The sequence below is a fragment of the Loigolactobacillus iwatensis genome, assembly GCF_003950295.1.
GTDB classification, from domain to species: Bacteria; Bacillota; Bacilli; order Lactobacillales; family Lactobacillaceae; genus Loigolactobacillus; species Loigolactobacillus iwatensis.
Genome location: NZ_RHNP01000047.1, coordinates 1 through 22,115 on the forward strand (window position 1 = coordinate 1; position 22,115 = coordinate 22,115).

General features: G+C 41.3%; 14 protein-coding genes, 1 tRNA gene, 1 rRNA gene and 1 other annotated feature. Of the genes, 5 read left to right on the plus strand and 11 right to left on the minus strand.

Features of this window, described 5'->3' with window-relative positions; genetic code table 11:
- Positions 1 to 545 precede the first annotated feature (545 nt).
- From EKM98_RS10600 to EKM98_RS10635, 8 genes are all read right to left on the minus strand, one after another.
- The gene (locus tag EKM98_RS10600) at positions 546 to 1,505 is read right to left on the minus strand and encodes a Ppx/GppA family phosphatase (RefSeq protein ID WP_125982573.1); all 960 of its coding nucleotides are present in this window, start codon (positions 1,503 to 1,505) and stop codon (positions 546 to 548) included.
- The gene (locus tag EKM98_RS10605; RefSeq protein ID WP_125982574.1) at positions 1,505 to 3,643 is read right to left on the minus strand and encodes an RNA degradosome polyphosphate kinase; all 2,139 of its coding nucleotides are present in this window, start codon (positions 3,641 to 3,643) and stop codon (positions 1,505 to 1,507) included. Before EKM98_RS10605 ends, EKM98_RS10600 begins: the two co-directional genes overlap by 1 nt.
- Position 3,644: 1 nt before the next feature.
- Positions 3,645 to 5,174, minus strand: coding sequence for a Ppx/GppA phosphatase family protein (locus EKM98_RS10610; RefSeq protein WP_125982575.1), 1,530 nt, complete (start codon positions 5,172 to 5,174; stop codon positions 3,645 to 3,647).
- A gap of 1,182 nt (positions 5,175 to 6,356) precedes the next feature.
- Positions 6,357 to 6,965, minus strand: a complete 609-nt coding sequence (locus EKM98_RS10615) for a cyclodeaminase/cyclohydrolase family protein (protein ID WP_068226170.1) — start codon at positions 6,963 to 6,965, stop codon at positions 6,357 to 6,359.
- Between the two features lie 42 nt (positions 6,966 to 7,007).
- Positions 7,008 to 8,024 carry a tryptophan--tRNA ligase gene (trpS, locus tag EKM98_RS10620; RefSeq protein ID WP_068226169.1) on the minus strand — a complete coding sequence of 339 codons (1,017 nt, stop codon included), beginning with the start codon at positions 8,022 to 8,024 and terminating at the stop codon, positions 7,008 to 7,010.
- Positions 8,025 to 8,159: 135 nt separating this feature from the next.
- Positions 8,160 to 8,373: a binding site (T-box leader), on the minus strand.
- Between the two features lie 101 nt (positions 8,374 to 8,474).
- Positions 8,475 to 9,809, minus strand: coding sequence for a dihydrolipoyl dehydrogenase family protein (locus EKM98_RS10625; protein ID WP_125982576.1), 1,335 nt, complete (start codon positions 9,807 to 9,809; stop codon positions 8,475 to 8,477).
- Between the two features lie 17 nt (positions 9,810 to 9,826).
- Positions 9,827 to 10,804 (minus strand): ABC transporter ATP-binding protein, encoded by a 978-nt coding sequence (locus EKM98_RS10630; RefSeq protein ID WP_318531620.1) that lies wholly within the window; start codon positions 10,802 to 10,804, stop codon positions 9,827 to 9,829.
- A gap of 1 nt (position 10,805) precedes the next feature.
- On the minus strand, positions 10,806 to 12,341 hold the full coding sequence (locus EKM98_RS10635; protein WP_125982577.1) for an ABC transporter permease/substrate-binding protein: 1,536 nt from the start codon (positions 12,339 to 12,341) through the stop codon (positions 10,806 to 10,808).
- A gap of 181 nt (positions 12,342 to 12,522) precedes the next feature.
- Between EKM98_RS10635 and helD the strand changes: the two genes are divergently transcribed.
- From helD to EKM98_RS10650, 3 genes are all read left to right on the plus strand, one after another.
- Positions 12,523 to 14,829 carry an RNA polymerase recycling motor HelD gene (gene helD / locus EKM98_RS10640; protein WP_125982578.1) on the plus strand — a complete coding sequence of 769 codons (2,307 nt, stop codon included), beginning with the start codon at positions 12,523 to 12,525 and terminating at the stop codon, positions 14,827 to 14,829.
- Between the two features lie 47 nt (positions 14,830 to 14,876).
- Positions 14,877 to 14,949, plus strand: a tRNA-Thr gene (locus tag EKM98_RS10645).
- Between the two features lie 296 nt (positions 14,950 to 15,245).
- Positions 15,246 to 15,884: a hypothetical protein gene (locus EKM98_RS10650; protein WP_125982579.1), complete on the plus strand. Its 639-nt coding sequence runs from the start codon at positions 15,246 to 15,248 to the stop codon at positions 15,882 to 15,884.
- Positions 15,885 to 16,217: 333 nt separating this feature from the next.
- Here EKM98_RS10650 and EKM98_RS10655 read toward each other — a convergent pair whose 3' ends face one another.
- Positions 16,218 to 16,418: a helix-turn-helix domain-containing protein gene (locus tag EKM98_RS10655; RefSeq protein WP_125982580.1), complete on the minus strand. Its 201-nt coding sequence runs from the start codon at positions 16,416 to 16,418 to the stop codon at positions 16,218 to 16,220.
- A gap of 201 nt (positions 16,419 to 16,619) precedes the next feature.
- On the opposite strand from EKM98_RS10655, the gene EKM98_RS10660 reads away from it, so the two are divergent.
- Positions 16,620 to 16,856 (plus strand): helix-turn-helix domain-containing protein, encoded by a 237-nt coding sequence (locus EKM98_RS10660; RefSeq protein ID WP_068279704.1) that lies wholly within the window; start codon positions 16,620 to 16,622, stop codon positions 16,854 to 16,856.
- Between the two features lie 515 nt (positions 16,857 to 17,371).
- Positions 17,372 to 18,289, plus strand: coding sequence for an FAD:protein FMN transferase (locus EKM98_RS10665; RefSeq protein WP_125982581.1), 918 nt, complete (start codon positions 17,372 to 17,374; stop codon positions 18,287 to 18,289).
- A gap of 444 nt (positions 18,290 to 18,733) precedes the next feature.
- Here the strand turns inward: EKM98_RS10665 and EKM98_RS10670 are convergent, their stop codons facing one another.
- Both EKM98_RS10670 and rrf read right to left on the minus strand, forming a co-directional pair.
- Complete coding sequence (locus EKM98_RS10670) at positions 18,734 to 21,469, minus strand: LPXTG cell wall anchor domain-containing protein (protein WP_164512703.1); 2,736 nt, start codon at positions 21,467 to 21,469, stop codon at positions 18,734 to 18,736.
- A gap of 523 nt (positions 21,470 to 21,992) precedes the next feature.
- Positions 21,993 to 22,109 (minus strand): 5S ribosomal RNA (gene rrf, locus EKM98_RS10675).
- Positions 22,110 to 22,115: the final 6 nt, after the last annotated feature.

Sequence of the window (22,115 nt, forward strand, 5' to 3'; positions counted from 1 at the left end):
AAAAAGCGGTTAGATTCTGAGGATTAGCCTAAGTAGGCGCTTTGGCCGTGCAACGGCCGAAGTGACTGCTGTAGCTACTATTCCGCAATTGAGGATTATTAGCCAAGTACGCTAATAATCTTGATATTCCATATGTTGTCCATTCAACTATGGCGAAAACCGCCAAGTTGAAACATGGCAACCGCAGGAATCTGCTTTTTCAAACACGTTTCCACTAGAGTGCCTGAAAAAGCGGTTAGGTTCTGAGGATTACTGACGATGTCGATCGGACTAGGATGAACCGAAGTCCGAGTCGCAGCCTAGATTGACGAATTATCTGTGCAACAGATGATTTGGCGATCGTAGCTACTATTCCACAATTGAGGATTATTAGCCTGAATCGCTAATAATCTTGATGCTTCATACGTTGTCCATTCAACTATGGCGAAAATCGCCAAGTTGAAACATGGCAACCGCAGGAACCTGCTTTTTCAAACACGTTTCGACTAAATTGATCAAGAAAGTACGAGTAAAAGTATTTTTCAATACATGTCCTAAGCCAATTATTACGAACGTTGGCCGATTTTTCCTTCTTCTTGTAATTGAGCCACATGCTCTAGTAAAATTCCTTCCCGCACACCATTCTGCGAGAAAACAACCCGATCAGAATCTAAGAACCGTAAAATCGTTACAATCGGTGTCATTCCACCGGCAATAATGTCTGCCCGATCCTTCGTTAGGCCGGGAATCTTCTTCCGGCCAGCCAAATCTTTACTGATAACCTCTGCATAAACTTGATTAACGGAAGCCACACTCATCCGGAAACCATGAATATTTTCAAAATGGCGGAAATCACTTTCCTTACGTTTGATCTTGGCCAAAGTTCGGTTACTGCCACCGAGGGCAACAATCGGTAAATTTTGGCCCTTGCGTAACCACCAAACATCGTTAAACAATTGGTTAACAAAAGTTGTTTCCCAGAATAAATCTTCGGCCTTAATCTTATCAGTTCCGTTTTTAAAGAAACGCTCGGTTAAATTAACTGCGCCAACGGGTAAGCTAATTAGATTGGTTGCTTTACCATTTTGCACTAAAATTAATTCGCAACTACCGCCGCCAGTATCCATAATAACGCAGTTACTAACGGGTAAAGTGTTGATTACGCCGACAAAATCATAGTGTGCTTCTAAAGTACCAGGAATAACTTCAAGTTGTAAACCAGCGACTTCATCAGCGACTTGCTTTAAAAACTTCTTTTGGTTTTTGGCCATTCGCGTGGCAGCAGTCGCAATTGCCCGAACCTTCAAATTAGGTAATTTACTGTATTCATCACGAAACTTTTTTAACGCGGTAATTGTTCGTTCAATCGCAGGCTGTTGTAAATTTTGATCTTCACCCATATCTTCGGATAACCGCACCATTTCTTTTAACTGTTTGATAACTTTATAAGTACCATCGTCTTCAATCTCACTGATCGTTAAGCGGGCAGAATTAGAGCCGAGGTCGATTACTGCAAAATTCTCCACTAGTTGTCTCCTCCATCATCCTGATTTTTTTGCACTGGTACAAAATGATCAATCGGCTGCGGGACGACTTTTGGTGTCTGACTTTTACGCTCCGCCGCAGCAACTAAATAATCCTGAACATTAAGTGGTGCCAGGCCGCGACGATCAACCTTTTGGTAACTACCATCAGCCTGTAAAACACGTGTCTTAATGTTATCATCCCACATCAAATTATAAATGTGCCATAATTCCGCCTTAATTTTAGGGTCAAGAATTGGAAATAGCAACTCCACGCGGCGGGAAATGTTTCGATTCATTAAGTCGGCACTGGATAAATAAAGCTTTTCTTCACCACCTGCATAAAAATAGTAAATCCGGCTATGCTCTAAGAAACGGCCAACAATTGAATGAATCGTTACATTTTCACTAACCCCTGGTATATCAACCTTCAGGCAACAAATACCACGCACAATAATGTCCACCTTAACGCCGGCAGCCGCCGCCTCGTAAATCTTCTCAATCATTTGTTTATCGGACAGCGAGTTCATTTTCATCCGAATAATGGCCTTTCTGCCAGCCTTAGCATTTTTGATTTCATCATCAAAGCGATCGTTCAAAAACGGCCGGAGCGTAATTGGCGCAATATTTAGTTCCTCAAAGTGGTCTGGTTCCGAAAAACCGGAAAGCATATTGAAAATATTTGACGCATCGACGCCCATTTTAGGATCCGCCGTAAACAAGCCCATATCCGTATAGCCCTTAGCCGTAACGTCATTATAATTACCGGTAGCCATATGCATATAGCGCTTAATACCATCATTTTCTCGCCGCACAACTAACAACAATTTACAGTGTGTTTTCAATCCAACTAGCCCGTAAATAACATGGCAGCCTTTTCGTTCTAACTCATGGGCCCAGTGAACATTGTTTTCCTCATCAAAGCGAGCCTTAAGTTCCACCAATACAGTCACTTGTTTACCATTTTGCGCCGCTTCACCCAGATAACGAATAATCGGTGATTTGCTAGAAACCCGGTAAAGAGTCATCTTAATTGCCAGTGTATCCGGATCAATGGAAGCCTGCTTAACCATCTGCACCACGGGTTCAAAACTATCGTAAGGGTGGTGCAGGAAAATATCTTGTTGGCGAATCGCCGCAAAAATATCCTTTGTCCGCAAAATTGGCTGCGTATACGGTTTAAACGGTGAAAATAATAAATCGTCGTGGCCTTTAACTTGTTTAACTAATTTACTTAAAAAGTTTAAGTCAATCGGGCCCTTAATCGCGTAAACATCCTCTTCATGAACGGCCAAGGCCTTAATCAAACGTTTGCGCAAATTCTTACTCATTGTTGCCTCAATTTCTAAACGCATGACACTGGTATGGTCACGCATCGCCAATTGGTGGACAATTTCCTTCATTAAATCAGAAGCATCCTCTTCGGCCACATCAAAATCCATATCCCGAATAACGCGAAATGCCTTGATCTCCTTAACTTTAAAACCAGTAAATAATTCGCTAACAAACGGTTTCATTAATTCTTCTAGCAGCATAAATTGGTTATCCCCAGGCAGAGCAACTACCCGCGGAAAAACGTCAGGTACCTGCACCATCGCAAAGCGACGTTCCTTTTTATCTTCAGTATCATCCTTTTCGCTCTTAACCAAGCGTAAGGCTAAATTCAACGTATTATTACCAATAAACGGAAATGGCCGGGAAGTATCCACTGCCATTGGCGTTAAAACAGGGTACAGAATTTGATGGAAATACTGACTAACAAAGGAGAGTTGCTTCTTTGACAACTCATCTTGGTGTAAAAGGCGAATATCCGTTTTTTCCAATTGCGGTACTAATGAACGCGCCAACGTCGAATATTGTTTATCAACCAATTGATGAATCTTTTTACTCAACGCGGCCAATTGCTGCGTCGGTGTCATCCCTGCCGCATCAGGCTCGCTGTAATTGACAACCTGCATCTTACGCAACGACGCAATTCGGACCATAAAAAACTCATCCAGATTACTTTGGGTGATGCCCAAAAAGCGAACACGTTCCAACAAAGGGTTCGTTTTATCCCGCGCCTCTTCCAGAACCCGATCATCAAAATCAACCCAGCTTAGTTCCCGATTAACAAAATATTCCGGTTTATTATAATTCATGCTATAACGTCCCCTTTCGCTTCAAGATCGGTTGCAGACCGAAGACTTCCCGGAAGAAAGTCCCTTTTTGACTAAAGGTCCATTTTTCTAATTCAATATCATCATTAGCAGTGGCGGTCACGGTGAAAGTCTGTTTGCGAATACTAACACTAATTTTAGAAATTTTGGCACGGTGGCTATCATCCAGTGCATCGGCTAAACGTAGAATGGCCGCTAACTTGGCAATCGTTAACCGCGCTTCCAAAGGTAGTCTGCTTAAATGACTTAATCCGGCCGATGGCGCCCGGGAACTGTGGTAACGCGCAATCGCCGCCACGGCAAATTGTTCCGTCAAATCAAGCCCTAACACCTCACTGGCACGAATAATGTATTCAGAGTGAAAAGCGTGTTGGTTTGCATCCAAGTAAAGCCCAGTATCTTGCAGAATAGCCGCTAGTTGCAATAACAATCGTTCCCGTGGACCCAGGCCATGAATTTTACGTAACCGATCAAACAACTGTACGGCAAAGGTTAAAACCTTTTTCTGATGGGCTTGGTCAACCTGATAACGCTTAGCCAAATTTTTGGCGGCACTAATCATTGTTTCGTTAAAATCCCAGTTTAATTTTAATTGACCAGTCTCGGCGGCGTGGTGTACGACAAAACCGTCCAACAATTTAATATTGGACACCCAAACCGTCTCGATTTGCATTGTATCAAACAATTCATTTAACAATAGAAAAGTTGGTGCTACCTCATTAACTTCCATCTCCGGTAGTTGCTCCTGATCTTCTAATTCTTGATCCGATAAAGTCATGACTTGGTCAAAACGGTGATTAAAATCGGCGTGAGACAAGGCCAAGGCACGTTTGTTCTCCGGAATTAAGTTTTCTAATAAGGTTAACTTTGAGCCCATTAAAATCACCTGTTTAAACTGTTTCTCCGGTAATAGGCGCCAAACATCCAACAATTTAGAATGCAAATAATCGGCCAAGACATCTTCGTAAGTGTCCACTTGATGCTCAAGTTGGGCCATCTTCTGGGCAACCTGCATCGGCCCCAACTGTAGCTCACGGGTTAAGGTCAGTTCCCCTGCTTGAAACACCATTAACGTTATTGAACTGGCACCAATTTGGATCAGGACAGTTCCTTCATCAATTAATTTACGAAAATTTGGTAAATAGGCCGCGGCAGCTTGGTAGCGAAGCATTAATTCTTCACTAACTGTCATAAAATGAACCGTTAAACCTGTTTTGGTGTAAATTTGATCGCGCACATAACTAATATTTTCGGCATCAGTGATCGTATGGCTGGCCACAACTCGCTCGTCAGTAACGCCATCATCTGTCATTAATTGTTGAAAACCGCGCAAAGCGGACACCGCCTCATCAACAACATCATAGTCAATGCCGCCTTCAGTAAACAGTCGGTCACCTAGAGCTACTGGTGCGCTCACACGCTCAACTGTTTCTAAATTTCGAAGGTTCACAATTGTTAAATCAATACTTTGTGCACTCATCACGATTGCCCCAAATAATTTTGCCTTTGCCATACTGATCCCCTCAATCCTTCATCTGATTCCACACGCAGGTGGCAATTATCTTCTACCTTTAGATTAACTGATTTTGCCAAAAAAACAATTCTTTACGAATCTAAACTGTAGATTTTTAGATAAAAAACCACCTTTGGCCTGACAATGATTTTGTCAGGCCAAAGGTAGCTTTATTTTATTAAAACATCTCACAAAGTTGTTCACTGAAAACTGACTTTCGTTATTAACTGAGCCGGTGCCAAAGTATCGTAGGCGCAAATTGATTTTAAATTTTGCTTTTTTCATATCCAATCGACTTCACTAGCATTGCCAGTAAGTTCAGGATAAGGGCTACTTTTCCAAACACTTCCTAGTGCATCTTAGCGACCATGTTTAAAACTATTAGCTTGTTTTCAGAACGCCAAAGCCTACCTGGAATAAGACAGAATGGATTAGATTCCATTCCGGTGCGCGAGGACGGAACGCGTGGCGGTTTGGCGAGCTAACTTTTACCAGATAAAGGCAAAGCGGAGGTAAAAGTGGATCTCGCCAAGCCCGCATGATTCTACTTCACAATAGTGGATGATTTTCGGAACGAAAATCTTAGATGTTACGGACGATGACCATTCAACTAAGGGCATAAAGCGCCAAGTTGAAACATGGCTCTAAATGGCCCAAACCGCCTTAATAATCATCGACACAGCTGGTTCTCGCGCCCCGAAATGAAATCTGGCCGCAGTGGAACATTCAAGCGTTATTTGTGTCTATAGCAGCTACTGTCAACTAGTTATTGTGTTACAAGTTAGGTAAAAACTGTCTTTGTCAGTGTTGATAGCTAATTAGGATCACCGATAAATTGCGCAATATTAAAGCTGTGGTTCCTAAATTGTATTAACTAAACGAATAATCAAAGCTCAATCACTGTCAAGGTGGAATGGAGGCGCTGGCGTATCAGTCGTGTCGAAGGTACTTGATGACCGAATTATGGTCATTTAGTACCTTGCGTGATTGACAAGATCCATTTTCTTTTCCGAATGGGTTTAATCGGAAAGAAAATTAGCTTGTCAACGCGCCACGCGTTCCATACGCCAGCGCCGGAATGAAACCTAACTAAATCTGCCCACGTGTAATTCAGTGGCAAGCGACATAAGTACTACTTTTTAATAGCGATATAATTCAATTTAAATATGAACGCTACACGCACTAGTTGCTTTGTAGTTGTTCACTAACCTGTTGATAAACTTGCTGACAACGTAAGCTTAGCCCGGTAACTAGTTTGTCGGCCCGTTGATTCATTTCTTTTGCCTGGTCACGGTTCTTCATCAATCTAGTATTTACGTAAACATTTAAAACGGAACCTTCTAGGGCCCCACGGCAAGTCGCTGCTGCCACACCAACATCACTTTGCATTAAGCGACTACCTTGAATTAATAGTTGTTCTAGCACCGGCACAACGTCGTTCAACAACCTTAGAACTGTGAATGGTACCTCCGTGGCCTTCACTAGGGCCACCTCGAGTATTTCATCGCGATGGCTTGCTGTTTTTGGAATTCCGTATGCTTTAGCCAGTGGTTCAAAACCAACTGCGTCTGCTGAAATCTGTGCCAATAGTTCACCGCTTAATTGTTGCATTGTGGTGATAATTTGTTGTAAATCGGTTGTATAAGCCGCGTACTTCTTTTTTCCAAGGGTCAAACTGGCCGTCATACTGGCCAAAGCGGCGGCCATCGCACCAGTTAATGCACTAACCCCGCCGCCACCAGGAGTTGGCGCGTCAGAGGCCAACTCCTGAATGAAAGTTTTAATTTCCACACTAATTCCTCATCTCTTAGCTAAGACTTTGCCAAACACTGTCTAATCAAAGTAGTTAATTCCGATTGCCGCACGCACTTCTTTTAAGGTTTGATTAGCAACCAGATTGGCCTTTTCGCTACCTTGACGGAGAATTTCGTAAACCCCAGCCGGATCTTCAGCGTACGCTTCCCGGCGTTTGCGAATTGGTTCTAAAACAGCCTGTAACACGTCATTTAAGTAGCGTTTGATTTTAACGTCACCTAGGCCCCCTGCCTGGTATTGTTCTTTCAATTCGGCTACTTTCTTTTGATCGGGGTCGAAAACATCAAGGTAAGTAAAGACAATGTTACCTTCAATTTTGCCAGGATCTTCAATGTGAATATGATTAGGATCAGTGTACATTGACATGACCTTTTTCTGAATTTCATCAGGTGAATCGGCCAAATAAATGGCGTTGCCTAGTGACTTACTCATCTTGGCGTTACCGTCCATCCCTGGCAAACGTCCTTCCCCTTTTGGTGGAAAAACACCTTCTGGTTCAACGAGAACGTCTTTTTTATAAATACTATTAAAACTACGTACAATTTCACGCGTTTGTTCTAACATTGGTTCTTGATCGTCACCGACAGGAACAGTATCTGCCTTAAACGCAGTGATATCGGCGGCCTGACTAACTGGGTAAATTAAAAATCCAGCCGGAATACTTTGATTAAAGTTTTTCTGTTGAATTTCCGCTTTAACGGTTGGATTACGGTTCAATCGTGAAACGCTGACTAAATTTAAATAGTGCATGGTAAGTTCATTTAACGCCGGAATTTGTGATTGGACTAAGATTGTTGATTTTTCAGGATCAATGCCAACGGCTAAATAGTCTAGCGCAACTTGTAATAGACTACGGCGAATCTTTTCCGGATCCCGTGCGTTATCGGTTAATGCCTGCATATCCGCAATCATAATGTAAGGATCGTAATTGCCAGAATTTTGCATCGCAACCCGCGTTTGTAAAGAACCAATGTAGTGGCCAATATGTAGCTTACCAGTTGGGCGATCACCAGTTAAAATTACTTTTTTTGTCATGTTAAAACCTTCCCTTTTATTCTAATTTTATAAGTAACATCAGTCAGTGAATCTACTTCAAAAAACAACGTTAACTTTTCAGCTTAAATCCAGCCCACAATTCTCAAAAAAATAGCGTCCCATCAGCATTTCTGCTCATAGGACGCTTGTTAACAATCGTGGTACCACCTAAATTGTGCTGGCTTTTATCCAGCACCACTCACGTTTAAGGCACGGCTACCCGCCACGCTACTTTTAATTCACGCAGCGACTCAAAGGGCCATTCACCGCTAATTCTTGATCACTTTTCACCAACCAGTGATTCGCTATAGCCAAATTAACGGGTACTTATCCTTCTCATTGCATTGTTTTAATCTTACCGTTTAGCCCGCTAAATGTCAAAATGCTAACGTGAAAAAGTGTTTAACCGCAGATGATTAGCCTAAAAAACTAATGCACTTTTTTCATGCTCTAATAAAAATAATTCAAATCACTAGCTGGAGTTGGGTAAGAATAAATGGATTTAGCAACTGTGTCGGCGGATACTTTTTGATTGATCAACAGTGTAAAGTAGTTAATCAGTTCATCGGCCAAACTATTCAAACATGTTGCACCAACCAATAAACCAGTCTTTTTATCAGTCACAATTTTCACTACGGCCACTGGTTCATTAAGTCGTCGGTACGTGAGCCAGTTAGTCGTGTCAATTGTTTTTATAGCGTAATGCTCGGAATCAGCTTGGGCCTTGGCCGTTGTAACGCCAACTTGTGCTAGTTTAGGGCTAGAATAAACCGTTGTTGGAATGGCTGGGTAATCAATTGAGGCTTGCGTTTTACCTGTTAAATAATCAACTAAGTAACTGCCTTCAAACGATGCAACTGGCGTCTCTTTTGGTTCTTGCCGCGCAATAATATCACCAGCAACAAAAACTCTTGGGTTAGTCGTCTGCAAGTGATCATCACACTGAATGCCGCCATGAGCAACTTCGATACCTGCGGCTGCCAAATCTAATGCCTCAACATTCGGTACACGGCCAGTTGTCGCAAAGACAGCGTTGGTTACTAAACGAAAATCAGGTGCATTTAAGATCAGCTGATCACCGGCAGTTTCAATTGCTTGTAAGGAAACGTTAAAGTGAAACTGCACACCCTTAGCCTGTAATTGTTCAACTAACTGATCAACTAATTCATGATCATACACCTTCAACGGTCGATCGTTATGTTGAATAACGTGTGTCTCGGCACCGGCAGCGTTGGCCATTGCTGCAAATTCAAAGGCTTCGTAGCCACCACCCACAAAGGTAACAACCCGGGGCATTTCTGGCAAGGCCATAAAATCAGTACTGTCCTGAAAGTGTTCTTTACCTGAAATATTTGGAATCGCTGGCCGCGCTCCAGTTGCAATAATGTAATGCTCGGCTTGATAAGTTGTTCCAGCAACTTCAATCGTTTGTTCATCAATAAATTTGGCCGCACCAGTCAAAGTTGTAATTCCACTGGAAGCTAGGCCCTTTTCGCTACTTGTTGATACTGGATCAGTGAAGGTTTTCTTGAAAGCCATCAACTTGGACCAATCAATCTTGGCAGGCTGGGTTAAAACACCAACCTTCTGCAAATTACGAACTTGATCCTGAGCCTCAACTGCTGCCAATAAAACCTTTTTGGGATCACAGCCGCGATTCGGACATGTACCGCCCCATAAATCCGCTTCAACAACAGCAACCTTTCGTTTTGCGGCTGCTAAGGGGTACGCCATCGCTAACCCCGCTGGCCCAGCACCAATAATAATTTCGTCAAATTTTTCCATCACTAACATCCTTTCACTTAGCAACTATTCTTCAGGAACGCAACAATGTTCTGCGCAGTTAAGGTACCAATTGCACGATTGTTCTGGGTAATCGAAATTGCCTTTTCGCGACTTAATTGATCCATAACTGCTGTTAATGGTGTTGCTTGATCAAACGTGGCCAACTGCTCACTCGCACTTGATTTTTGGTAGAAGCCAAGCTTGACTAATTCAGTTAGCGGCGTTTCAAACAAATTAAGTTCGGTATTACTATGCGCAAAGAACTCCTTAACAAATTCATTTGCCGGATTCTGCGCAATTTTGGCCGGTGTGTCTACTTGTAAGATCTCACCCTTACTCATCACCGCAATTCGATCGCCTAATTTCAAAGCCTCATTCATATCATGTGTGACAAAAACAACAGTATCGTGTAAGCGCCGGTGTAACATCAAAACTAAATCTTGTAGCTGATTACGAGAAATTGGATCTAAGGCCGAAAATGGTTCGTCCATTAAAACAACGGGTGGTTCGGATGCAATCGCCCGACAGATACCAATTCGCTGTTGTTCTCCACCAGAGAGTTCGCTGGGCATCCGGCTACGATAGTTTTCGGGATCAAGCCCAACCTCGGTTAGTAAGCGATCAACCGTTGCTGCTACCTTCTGTTTGTTCCAACCCTTCATTTCAGGAATTAGGCCAATATTTTGGGCAACGGTCATCGTCGGAAACAGCGCAATTTGCTGAAGCACATAGCCCATATTCCAACGAAGGTCCTGTAAATCAAAGTCTTTTACTTTCTTACTTTCAATCAAAATGTCCCCGTCATCTTGTTCTTCTAGTCGATTAATCATTTTCAAGGTGGTTGTTTTCCCACTACCTGAAGTCCCAACTAAAACAAAGAATTCGCCTTGCTTAATTTGTAAGTTCAAATCATTAATAACTGTTTTGCCGTCAAATTTTTTTTGGATGTGTTGTAAACTAATCATTGGTTGTCCCGGTTTCGCCGTCAACGCCATTTTACTTAGCCTCCTTCCACAGATGCTGCGATTTAAGGTACGTCTTCGCAACTTTGGCTGGTGATTCTTTCTTGACGTTAACTTCGTAATTCATCTCACTCATTTGCTTTTCAGTGATTCGACCAGCCAGCTGATTAAGACTAGCTTTTATTCGTGGGTATTTATCCGCTACTTTCTTATTAATTAATGGCGCCCCTTGATACACGGGGAATAAATGCTTGTTATCCTTCAACGTCACTAAGTTATACTGTCGCAATTCACTATCAGTCGAATAACCATCAACTAAGTTAACGTCCTGGTTATTAATTGCTGAATAACGCAGCTTAGGCTCCATCGACTTCACCTTAACGTTCAGCCCATAAGTCTTTTGTAGACCACGATAGCCATCATTACGATCAATAAACTCCAGATCAAAACCGGCCGTTACGCTAGATTGAATCTTAGTTAAGTCCGTAATTGTCTTTAAATCGTTTTTTTGCGCAAACTGTTTCTTAACCGCCAAGGTATAAGTATTGTTGTAAGCCATTGGTTTGAGGTAAGTCAGATCATCTTGCTGCTTCAACAATTTCTTAGCTAACTGATAAGTTTGCTGCGGCGTTCGTTTTTGACCAACTTGGGCCTTCGGAACTTTTACCAAACTCTCCAAAACAGTCCCGGAAAATTCCGGGTAAATATCCACATCTTCATTTTTCAAAGCGCTGAATAAAAAGCTTGTTTTACCAAAATTCGGTTTTAAAGCTACCTTAACTCGCGGTTCATTTTGTTCAATCAAATCTTTGTACATATTAATCAAAACATCCGGTTCAGAACCAAGTTTACCCGCAATAACAATTGTATCTTTTGGGGCGTTAACTTTATGATAGACACCATAGCCGGCAAAACCAACTAATAAGATGATAAATCCAATTAGAAGCTGCCGCGGCTTTGCACGCTGACTTAATCGAATTAGCGTACTAAAAATAATTGCCAATAGGGCCGAGCTGATAGCACCAAGCAAAATTAATGAGACATTGTTACGGTCAATCCCTAGTAAAATAAAGCTACCCAAACCCCCGGCACCGATCAAGGCAGCCAACGTGGCCGTCCCAATAATCAGTACTAAGGCCGTTCGCACCCCGGAAATAATGACTGGCATTGCAATTGGCAATTCAACCTTGAACAACTTGCGCATTCGGCTCATCCCGAATGCATCGGCGGCCTCCTCCAGTGAGGGATCAATCTCACTAATTCCGATATATGTATTCTGAAAAATTGGCAGCAGCGCATAAACAACTAACGCAATGATTGCTGGCGTTGTGCCAATCCCGACTAACGGGATCAGGAGACCTAATAAGGCCAGCGAAGGAATTGTCTGTAAGACACTGGTCACCTGAAGTAAAACTTCGGCCAAGCGCTTATATTTAACAACCCAAATGGCTAATGGAATTGCGATGAACATCGCAATTAGAAGTGAAACGAGTGAAATCGTGATGTGTTGACCTAAGGCCTGATACAGGTCGCCACGCCGTTCCATAAATGTATTAATCAGTGCTTGCAAATTAACTAACCTACTTTTTTATTATTTTTAATTAACGTTTAAAGTTTACCACGTCTGCTTGAAATAACACCCACAATTGCACTTCTATTTTATTAGCCGTTTTTGTGACTAATTACTAGACGAAAGAATAAAAAAGGCCTAAAATAATTAAGCAAATTTCTAACGATTGGAGGCTTTTTACTTGGATACTAAAACCAAAGTAGCAGAACAAACACGAGTTAGTCGCGTGATCCAACAGATCAAGCAGCGTTTATTAAAGCAACAGGAACTACTTGACAAGGCACACCGGGAAACAACTTTAATTGAACAAAACTATGGCGACAATACACGGGTTAATATTGCTGAAGCCGACGACCGAATCGAAACAAACGCCGCCGTTCAACAACAAAAACAATTGGTTGCTAGCACGGTTGAAAATGAATCAATCGTAAAAAGTCAGATGGGTCAACTCAAAGATCTTCAGCGATCACCCTATTTTGGTCGGATTGATATTGAGGAAGATCACGAAAAAGAAACCTTATATATTGGGACAGCCTCATTTATTGATGAACAACAAAATTTTCTTGTCTATGACTGGCGGGCACCAATCTCAGGTATTTATTACAATGGTACTCTGGGTTCCGTCAGCTACGAAACACCCATGGGCGATGCTAAGGCTGAGCTCCTTAAAAAGCGTCAATTTTTGATCAAAGACGGAAAGATCGAGACAATCTTCGATACAAATGAAACCGTTGGCGATAGCATGTTGCAGCATGTTTTAGGTGAAGACAATGATGAATATATGCGCAATATTGTTGCCACGATCCAACAAGAACAAAATGATATTATTCGCGATACTAAACACGATATTCTAATCGTTCAGGGTGTTGCTGGTTCTGGAAAAACCTCCGCGATCCTGCAACGAATCGCTTTTTTGCTCTACCATAGCCGCGAATCTTTAAACTCTGATCAAATGATCCTTTTTTCACCGAACCGCCTGTTCAGTCACTATATTTCTGATGTCTTGCCTAGTTTAGGCGAAAAAAATATGCGCCAAGTTACCTTGGCAGAATTTTTTAGTGCCCGCTTTTCTGGACTTCACGTACAATCGTTGTTTGAACGGTTTGAACAGGATCAACACAGCTTACCAAAGATGGCCAGAGAAATTCGTCGTTATAAAGATAGCTCGGCCTACATGGCCCAAATTGACCGCTATTTAAAGGAAACTCAACCAGAACAACTGGCATTTAATCCCATTTATTTTGAAGGTCGACCCTTTTTTACAAAAATTGAGATTGAACAAATTTACGAAAACCTGCCCCAACGCATGCTTGCCGCAGATAAGTTCTTGGCCACAAAAAATACACTGATCAAACGACTAAAAAAACGAATTAAAAAAGAGGCACAAGCCGACTGGGTTTTAGAAGAAGTGGATGTTTTAAGTGACGAACAGTACCACGACATAACGGCCGATCACCATTTTAAGCCTGGTGAAGATGAGGCCCAGTTCATCGCTGAAGCACTGGTTAAAAAACGGTTGGCTATCGTTTACAATGCCCTGTACAATGATTACTTCATTGATCTTTACGAACAATACGCGGACTTCATGCAAAGTAGTAAACCCCAATCCGTAACCCCGACTGCCTGGAAAGCGATGATTGCGGCCTATCAGGACCAGTTAGAACGCCATGACTTACGCCTGGAAGATGCGGCACCTTTACTTTATTTACGCGATCGCCTAACCGGCAGTGGTCAAAATCACGCTATCCAATACCTTTTCATTGATGAAATGCAGGATTACAGTATCGCACAACTAATTTACATTAAGCATGCCTTCCCGCGGTGTAAACTAACGCTCTTAGGTGATCGGGCACAGGATCTTTTCGCGACACATTATCAAACTAATGATTTCGCTATTGAATTAAGTCACATTTTTAAAACAAAGAGTATTAACTTAATCACTTTAAATAAAAGTTACCGCTCAACTTACCCAATTACTACTTTTGCGACGGCACTATTACCTAATAGTAAGGATATCCAGGCCTTCACTCGCGCGGGCAATAAACCAGAATTGATCCTAGCCGCTGATCAAAATGAGGGACGCAGTACACTAACTCAACAAACGAGTCGCCTATTGACGCAACACGACACAGTTGCTATTTTAACCAAAGACCTACCAACTAGTGAACGACTTTACGCTCGTTTAAAAGTGGATACCCCAACAACTTTAATTACAGACGCTGATCGTGCGTTACCTAAGGGAATTTTGATTCTTCCTATTTATTTAGCTAAGGGCCTAGAGTTTGATGCCGTCATTGCGTACGATGTTTCCGCGCCAACTTTTAAAACTGAAATTGACCGCGATATTCTCTACACAATCTGTTCCCGGGCAATGCACGAACTCGTTTTGATTGCCATTAAAGAAGCGAGCCCCTTAATTAAACAATTAGATGCTAAATTATTTACTAGTCACGGATTTGATCAATTGGAAAAATCACCGAAGGCTTGACCTTAAATTACGGCTACGCTATACTATTTAAGTATTAAAATAGTTTTGCAGCTTTAGCTCAGCCGGTAGAGCGCATCCATGGTAAGGATGAGGTCGTCAGTTCAAATCTGACAAGCTGCTCTAATAAAAGTGAGATCGTTTTTTATCTCACGTTAGTAGCGCTGCTATCTTGAATCAAAAAAGCCCACAACGTTGGTAGTTGTGGGCTTTTTTCTTGCAAATGAGTGGTAATAAAGAACAGGAAATCTTTGGCAGCTTTATCTACTAAGAAGTGTTTAGAAATCACTTTTATTAGCATTTTCTGACTAATTTAGCGTAAATGTACTTGCAAAGACTCCAGTAAAAGTGTTTTTTAAACGTACTTTAAATTAGCTAAAAAGTATTTGGTAGCACAGTAATGGTCAGGGGGAAATTGTATGAAAAGAGGTCGCCACAGTCGGCGCATAAGACACCGTAAAATAGGCAGGACGAAAATCATTGTTCTAATCGTCGCAGCAATCATCCTTATCTTTGGCGCTGCACTCGTATATGCTTGGCAACGCTCCACTATTCAAAATGAACCAGCGCAGTCGGTTAGTCAGTCCACACCGAAGATGACCAAAACTAAAAAGCACCACAGCCGCAAAAAGAAAACAAAGAAAGCAAAAAAAACTTCTTCGCAAACAGCGACCACGGATACTTCTGAAACCACTGCTACTTCTGCTTCCACTACTTATTATAGTAATAGTGAACCGGATAATAATGTTGCTAGCACCACTGTAAATAATACAAGTGAGCCCACTGATAACACGACTACTAGCCACGAAACACCGCAGGCTAGTACAAGTACACCACAACATGATCAAAATAATAATAGTCGTTCAATAACCAGTTCTAACCATTCAACAACGAATGCGTCACAACAAAACAATGTACCTGCTTCTAGTGCCACCAAAAGTAGCGAACCAGAATCAACTAATAGTAATACTATGCAAGAACAAGGTTCTTCCAGTGTTACTAGTAACTCAAGTTCCACAACTGAATCCGTTAGTAGCAGCCGAAATATGAATAATTAATTAAACAGTACACAAAATACTTAGCGTAAAGATGGGAAACATTAACAATTGAAAGTTAATGTTCATAATCTGATCTGACCAAAAGACAAGCTTCTTTCTTTTAGTCAGATCAGATTATGAAATCTCTAAACTAGGTATTTTTTGTTTTTTATAAGTGTAGCCATAAATAATGTTATTACGCGCATTGACTGAAAGCCAACAAATCTAAGTCGCGAATTTGTATGTTTAACCACGATCAGCAACCAACCCCGCCGAACAACCTATTCAATAACTGGGTCAAACACGGCCTGGGCGCCTTTTAGGTACTCCCTAATCTACTAACTAACGCCCCCATTAATCAAAGAAGACCGAAATTGGAATATGTAGCGCGTCATGTAAAATCTGAATTTCACTACGCGTAAAATCGGTCTTATTATTAATTTTATTTGAAGTAGCAACATATGATTTCCCGATTATTTTTGCGACCTGTCGCTGAGTAATTGCGTACTCCCGCAAATAACCTGCCAGTTTATTTCGCTTTTCAGCTGACATCATGCCCAACTCCCCCTTTATCTACCCAGTCCCACTTATAGGACAATATAAGTTTAACTCACTAATAGAATGACTTACAATACTTTATTAATAAATGAGCAAATTTAATTCATTAAAGAAAAGTTTATAAAATATTCAAAAAAGTAATTAAAGTAATCTTTAATAAGTTATAATAAAGTTATATATTACAGGAGGTTAAATTTATTGGATGAGTTACGTAAAATTTTACGGACGGAACGTTTAAACCATAATTTATCTTTTCGTAGTTTCGCCGAAGAATTAAATGCTAAATATAAGTTAGAAGTTTCCAAATCAGCTCTTTCTACGTATGAAAAAGGCCAAACAAGGCTTAAAATTGAAATTTTATTTGCGCTAATCGACTACTTTGACCTAAATGAAAGTTACATTAAACACTTAATTCTGAAAAGCATTAAAAAATAATTTTTAAAAATAAAGCGGCTGCAACAAAACTAAATGTTTTGTTGCAGCCGCTTTTCTGTAGGTCTTTTTAGGGGTAGTCCTACAGAGTCATTATTATTGCCAATAAAAATCTTTTAGGAGGAGATTTTTACTAACAAGACCATTATACACAATTTTTCAGAAATGTATATATTAGATTAAATAGTTAAATTTTATTTTAACTATTTAATTGGCGATTATGATTAATTCACTTAACACAGACATCTTTTAAGCGCCAATAATTCATTGAAATATCAATTCAAGATTTGGACTTACTTACAGACCTCTAAACAAGAAAGTATAAACCTAAACCCGTACTTGTTTAACCAAAGCATTGGTGTTAAATTTGAGTTAATGTCGTAGCGCTTTCAAAAGTGTAATCTATATCCGATACCCTAATGCAAAATCATTTTGTTACATAATTTTTATGTAATTAGTCATTATTGTTGGTGTGTATTGTGATACGGCAACAATAATTAAACAAGGGAGCCAGAATTATGGGACAATCAACTAGACAGGTACATTTAATGGGCACAATAATCACCTTACAAATCGAAGCAAAATCACCGGAGCCAATTCTGGATGAATTAGTTAATCGCTTAAAAATTTATGATCATCGCTTTAGTGCCAACGATCCCAGTTCGGAATTGATGGCGATTACTAAGCAGGCGGGGATCGAACCGGTAGTAGTTAACCCGGAGCTATATAAACTAATCGAATTTGGACTACATTATAGTCTTGTCCCCCAAAGTCGGCTAAATATTGCGATTGGCCCCTTGGTACAGACCTGGCGGATTGGTTTCACAGACGCCAAGTTACCAACTCCTGAAGAAATAGTTACTGCGTTGAACAAAACAAATCCATTAGATATTGTACTTGATGGTATCGCCCACTCGGTTTTTTTGAAAAAACCAGGAATGGCGATTGACTTAGGTTCACTGGCAAAGGGCTATATTGCTGACATGTTAGTCGCCTACTTAAAGCAAATTGACGTAACTTCAGCAATGATCAACCTAGGTGGTAATGTTTTAACTATGGGTCCGATGCCGACACACGCCGACCATTTTTGGCGAATCGGCATCCAGGATCCGGCTAAATCCAGAGGCCATTACAAAAAGGTGCTACAAGTTCGGGATCAGTCTGTAGTAACCTCTGGCATTTACGAGCGGCAGTTGGTCGTCAATGGTAAAAAATATCACCATATTTTAGATGCCCGAACTGGCTACCCTGTTGTCACTGACCTAGCCAGTTTAACGATTATTGCCGATAAATCATTAAATTGCGAGCTATGGACAACGCGCTTATTTGGCCAACCCTCAGAAATTAGTATTGCAACGATCAATCAAACACCTAATATTGAAGGCATCGTTATCGATCAAGCAGGTAAAGTGTTTGTTTCAGCAGGACTTGAATAAAGGTTAGCCAACATATAATTTTTTCATTTTTAAATTGATATCGTTTGAACATAAGATTAACTTTCTACGTTCAAAATAAAAAGGGCCGTTATTTCAATAAATTCGGACGGTAAATTAACTTCTATCTTCACTAAATATCCCTTAACTAGATTTTATTGTCTCAAAATCTAGTTAAGGGATATTTTTGATTGAACAAAAACATTAGTTTGTTACTGCAAGAATTGTTAGAAAAACGAAGTGGGATAAAAGTCGGTTTTGGCGCATGTTCTATAGTAACGTTCGGAAATAACAAATGGTAGGACTTTTTGTCCCGGCCGCTAGTATCAGATCACAAAAAGCGCCACAATTATTAGACTCGTTTGTCTAATAATTGTGGCGCACTTAAAACCAATAAAGTTACACTTTAATCACCATATCAAGAAGATTTATTCGCAATTTCTATATCTAATCGCGCTCTCTCTTCTTGAAACCGAATAGAGAACCGCCTAATAATAATGCACCTAACATGGCTAAAATACCTGCTTGTTGCGTGTCATTACCAGTTTGTGGCAATGCAGTAGCCTTGGTCTGTGATAAGTTGGCATTTCCTTTATAAGAGTTAGTGTTTTTCAGTTGAACTGCCCCAACAGTTGCTTTATCGGCAGCATCCAATGCTGTATTAAACACTTTAGCAGTAGCCGCTTTTTCACTTTGCGACTTTTGTTTGGTTACTGCTGCCTGCGCAGCGTTGTTTGCATTAGTTGCATCCGCTAATTTAGCCTGAGCATCAGCCAAAACTTGAATAGCAGTGGCTAAGGCCTTTTGAGTTGTAGTAACTCCGGCATTGGCCTCGGCTAAATCAGTTTGCGCTTGTAGCAATGCCTTATTTGCCGCCGCCAAATTTTCATCTGCGTTTGTCAACGCGTTTAGCTTAGTAGTGTCAGATGCCAATGTAGCCTTTGCTTCGGCCAAGACATTCTTTGCTGTAGTCAAAGCTGTGTTTGCACTATCTAAGGCAGCTTGTTTAGTAACCAAAGTTGTTTGGGCCTTAGTCAATACTGCATTTGCAGCATCCAAGGCCGTTTGTGCCTTAGCAACGGCAGCAGGTAGATCGGCCAAATCAGCCTGATAAGTTTGTAAAGCGGCCTGATCAGTAGCCAATGTAGCCTTTGCAGCCGTTTGTGCATCTTCAGCAGCCGTTAAAACTGCTTGTTTTGCATTTTCATCAGCCGTGGCAGCAGTTAAGGCAGTCTGAGCGGCAGCCAATGTAGCACTCGTTTTATCCGCAGTGGCCTTTTTAGCCGTAGCAACAGTCTGTGCGGCAGATAAGTTAGCCTTTGCAGTAGCTAATACTTTCTGTGCGGCAGGTAATGCAGCGGGATCATTTTGTTGCGTTTCTAAATTAGTCAACGTTGCTTGATCAGTAGCTAATTGGTTCTTAGCGTCCGTCTGAACATTTTCAGCAGCAGTCAATACCGCTTGTTTTGCGTCTTCATCAGCCTGGGCCGTAGTTAATTTATTTTGCGCAGCAGTCAAGGCAGTCTTGGCCTGATCAGAAGCAGCTTGTTTTTCACTTGCTGCTGCTTGTGCTGTTGTCAAAGCATTGTTAGCGTCCACCAATGCTGCTTGGGCCGCCTTTAATTGGTCGGCCTGAGCAGCTTGTTGCGTCTGTAAGGCGGTCAAACTATCAGTATCCGCGGCCAGCTTATCTTTTGCGTCCGTTTGCGTAGCCTCGGCAGCAGTTAAGACTGTTTGCTTAGCATTTTCAGCGGCCGTGGCAGTATCTAAAGCTGCTTGTGCTTTAGTGATAGCGACAGCATTATTTTCTTTTGTTGCTGCATCCAAGTCAGCTTGGGCCGCGGTAGTAACCTTCTCGGCGTCCTGCTTATCCGCTAAGGCTGCTTGCGTGGCGCTGCTAGCAGCATCAACGGCAGCCTGATCGTCAGTAATTTGTGCCTTAGTGGCATCGATAGTTGATTGAATTTTAGTTAAACTATCAACGGCCTGTTGCTTAGTTGCGGCGTCTGTCTTTGCTGCAGTAACGGCAGCGTTAGCAGTAGTTGCTGCACTCTGCGCGTTATTATAGGTATCCGTGGCGGTCTTGACGGCATCTTGTGCAGCCGTAGTTGCCTTTTCAGTCACTTGCTTATCTGCTAATGCAGCCTGAGTTGCACTACTAGCAGCATCGACAGCATCTTTATCGTCAGTAATTTTTGCAGTGATTTTATCAATACTTGATTGAATTGCTGCCGGCTCTAAAGCATCAGCGGTCGTTTGTGCCGCGTCAACAGTTGCCTGAGTAGCACTAACTTTAGCATTAGCAGCTGTTAAATCACTTTGTGCTACGTTATTAGCCTTGGTTGCAGTATCAAAGGTGTTCTGGGCAGCAGTAGTTGCCTTTTCTGTTTCTTGTTTATCTGCTAATGCAACTTGGGTCGCACTACTGGCAGCATCAACAGCACCTTTATCATCAGTAATTTGTGCCTGTGTCTCAGTGATTTTAGCTTGTAATTTATCTTGAGTTAAATCATCAAGGGCCTGTTGATCGGTGTTAACATCAGCTTTTGCAGTATCAACATTTTTTTGTGCCGTTGTTGCGGCCGTATTAGCTTTATCAGCAGCTGTTTGTGTTGTATTAACGTTTGTTTGAGCATCATTTACTGCAGCCTGGTCGTTTTCAACTTGGGTTTTTGCTGTATTGATTGCATCATCAGTGGCAGCGGCCTTGTTAGCCACGGCCGCATCATCAGCCTTACTAGCAGCACTAACTGACTGTTCTGCATTAGTTTGAGTTGTTTGCGCAGTGTTTGCAGCAGTTTGTGCTGCAGAAACATTGGCCTGAGCGTCCGTAACTGTTGCCTTTGCGTTGGCCTTAGTAGCAGCGGCACTGGTGGCAGTTGTTTGTGTCTTAGCAGTAGTTGCCGCCGTACTAGTGGCGGCAGAGCTTGCTGTACTCTTAGTATCACTTACCGTTGAAGTTGCATTACTCGTAGCAGCCGTTCCGGTCGTTGTCGTTGCGGCCTTATCGTCCGTTGTTGGCGTTTTGTCAGTGCTTGTTGTTGTCTGCGTATTTTCTTCGTTACCTACAGAAGCCGAACTTGCAGCATCAACATTTTGCGTATTGATGGCCAAAAAACCTCCGGCCGCCGCAATAGTCCCTGCCGCTAAGATGGTTCTATGTAATTTAGTTTTTGTTGACATAAATATTCCTCCATATCTATTTTCCCAATTTTCTGTAAACAAAACTTGAAGCTTACTGGCAGCCATCTTAACAACAGTCGCTATAATCCATTGTGATAAAAATAACTATATTACTAAATAACAAAGTAATTCTATAATTAAACCGTTTACATTTAAATAGTTATTTGAATTTTTTGTGAATTTTTTTTGAATTAAATCTATTTGACTTAATTTAAGTCAGTCGCATTAGGGATTGGATCAATTTTATTTTCACTCTTTTAATTATCTTAATTTTGTTAATCATTTGTTCATCACTATGCATGAAATGAAATACTTAAAAATAATCTAAAATATTTCTCCATTTTTTACATCAGCAAGACGCGTTTAATTCTACTTTAACTGATATTAATTGAGTATTTATAATGCTTTAAATGTACTTACGGACTGACATTATTTTACAGTACTCTTTGTGGGACTGTGTTTTAATTAAAAAGTGAATCAAAAAAAGGAACTGACATATTTGTCAGTTCCTTTTTAACTAGTTGCATGGCAACGTCCTACCCTCGCAGGGGGTGCTCCCCCAACTACTTTCGGCGCTAAGAAGCTTAACTTCTGTGTTCGACATGGGAACAGGTGTATCCTTCCTGCCATTGTCACCACACCACTA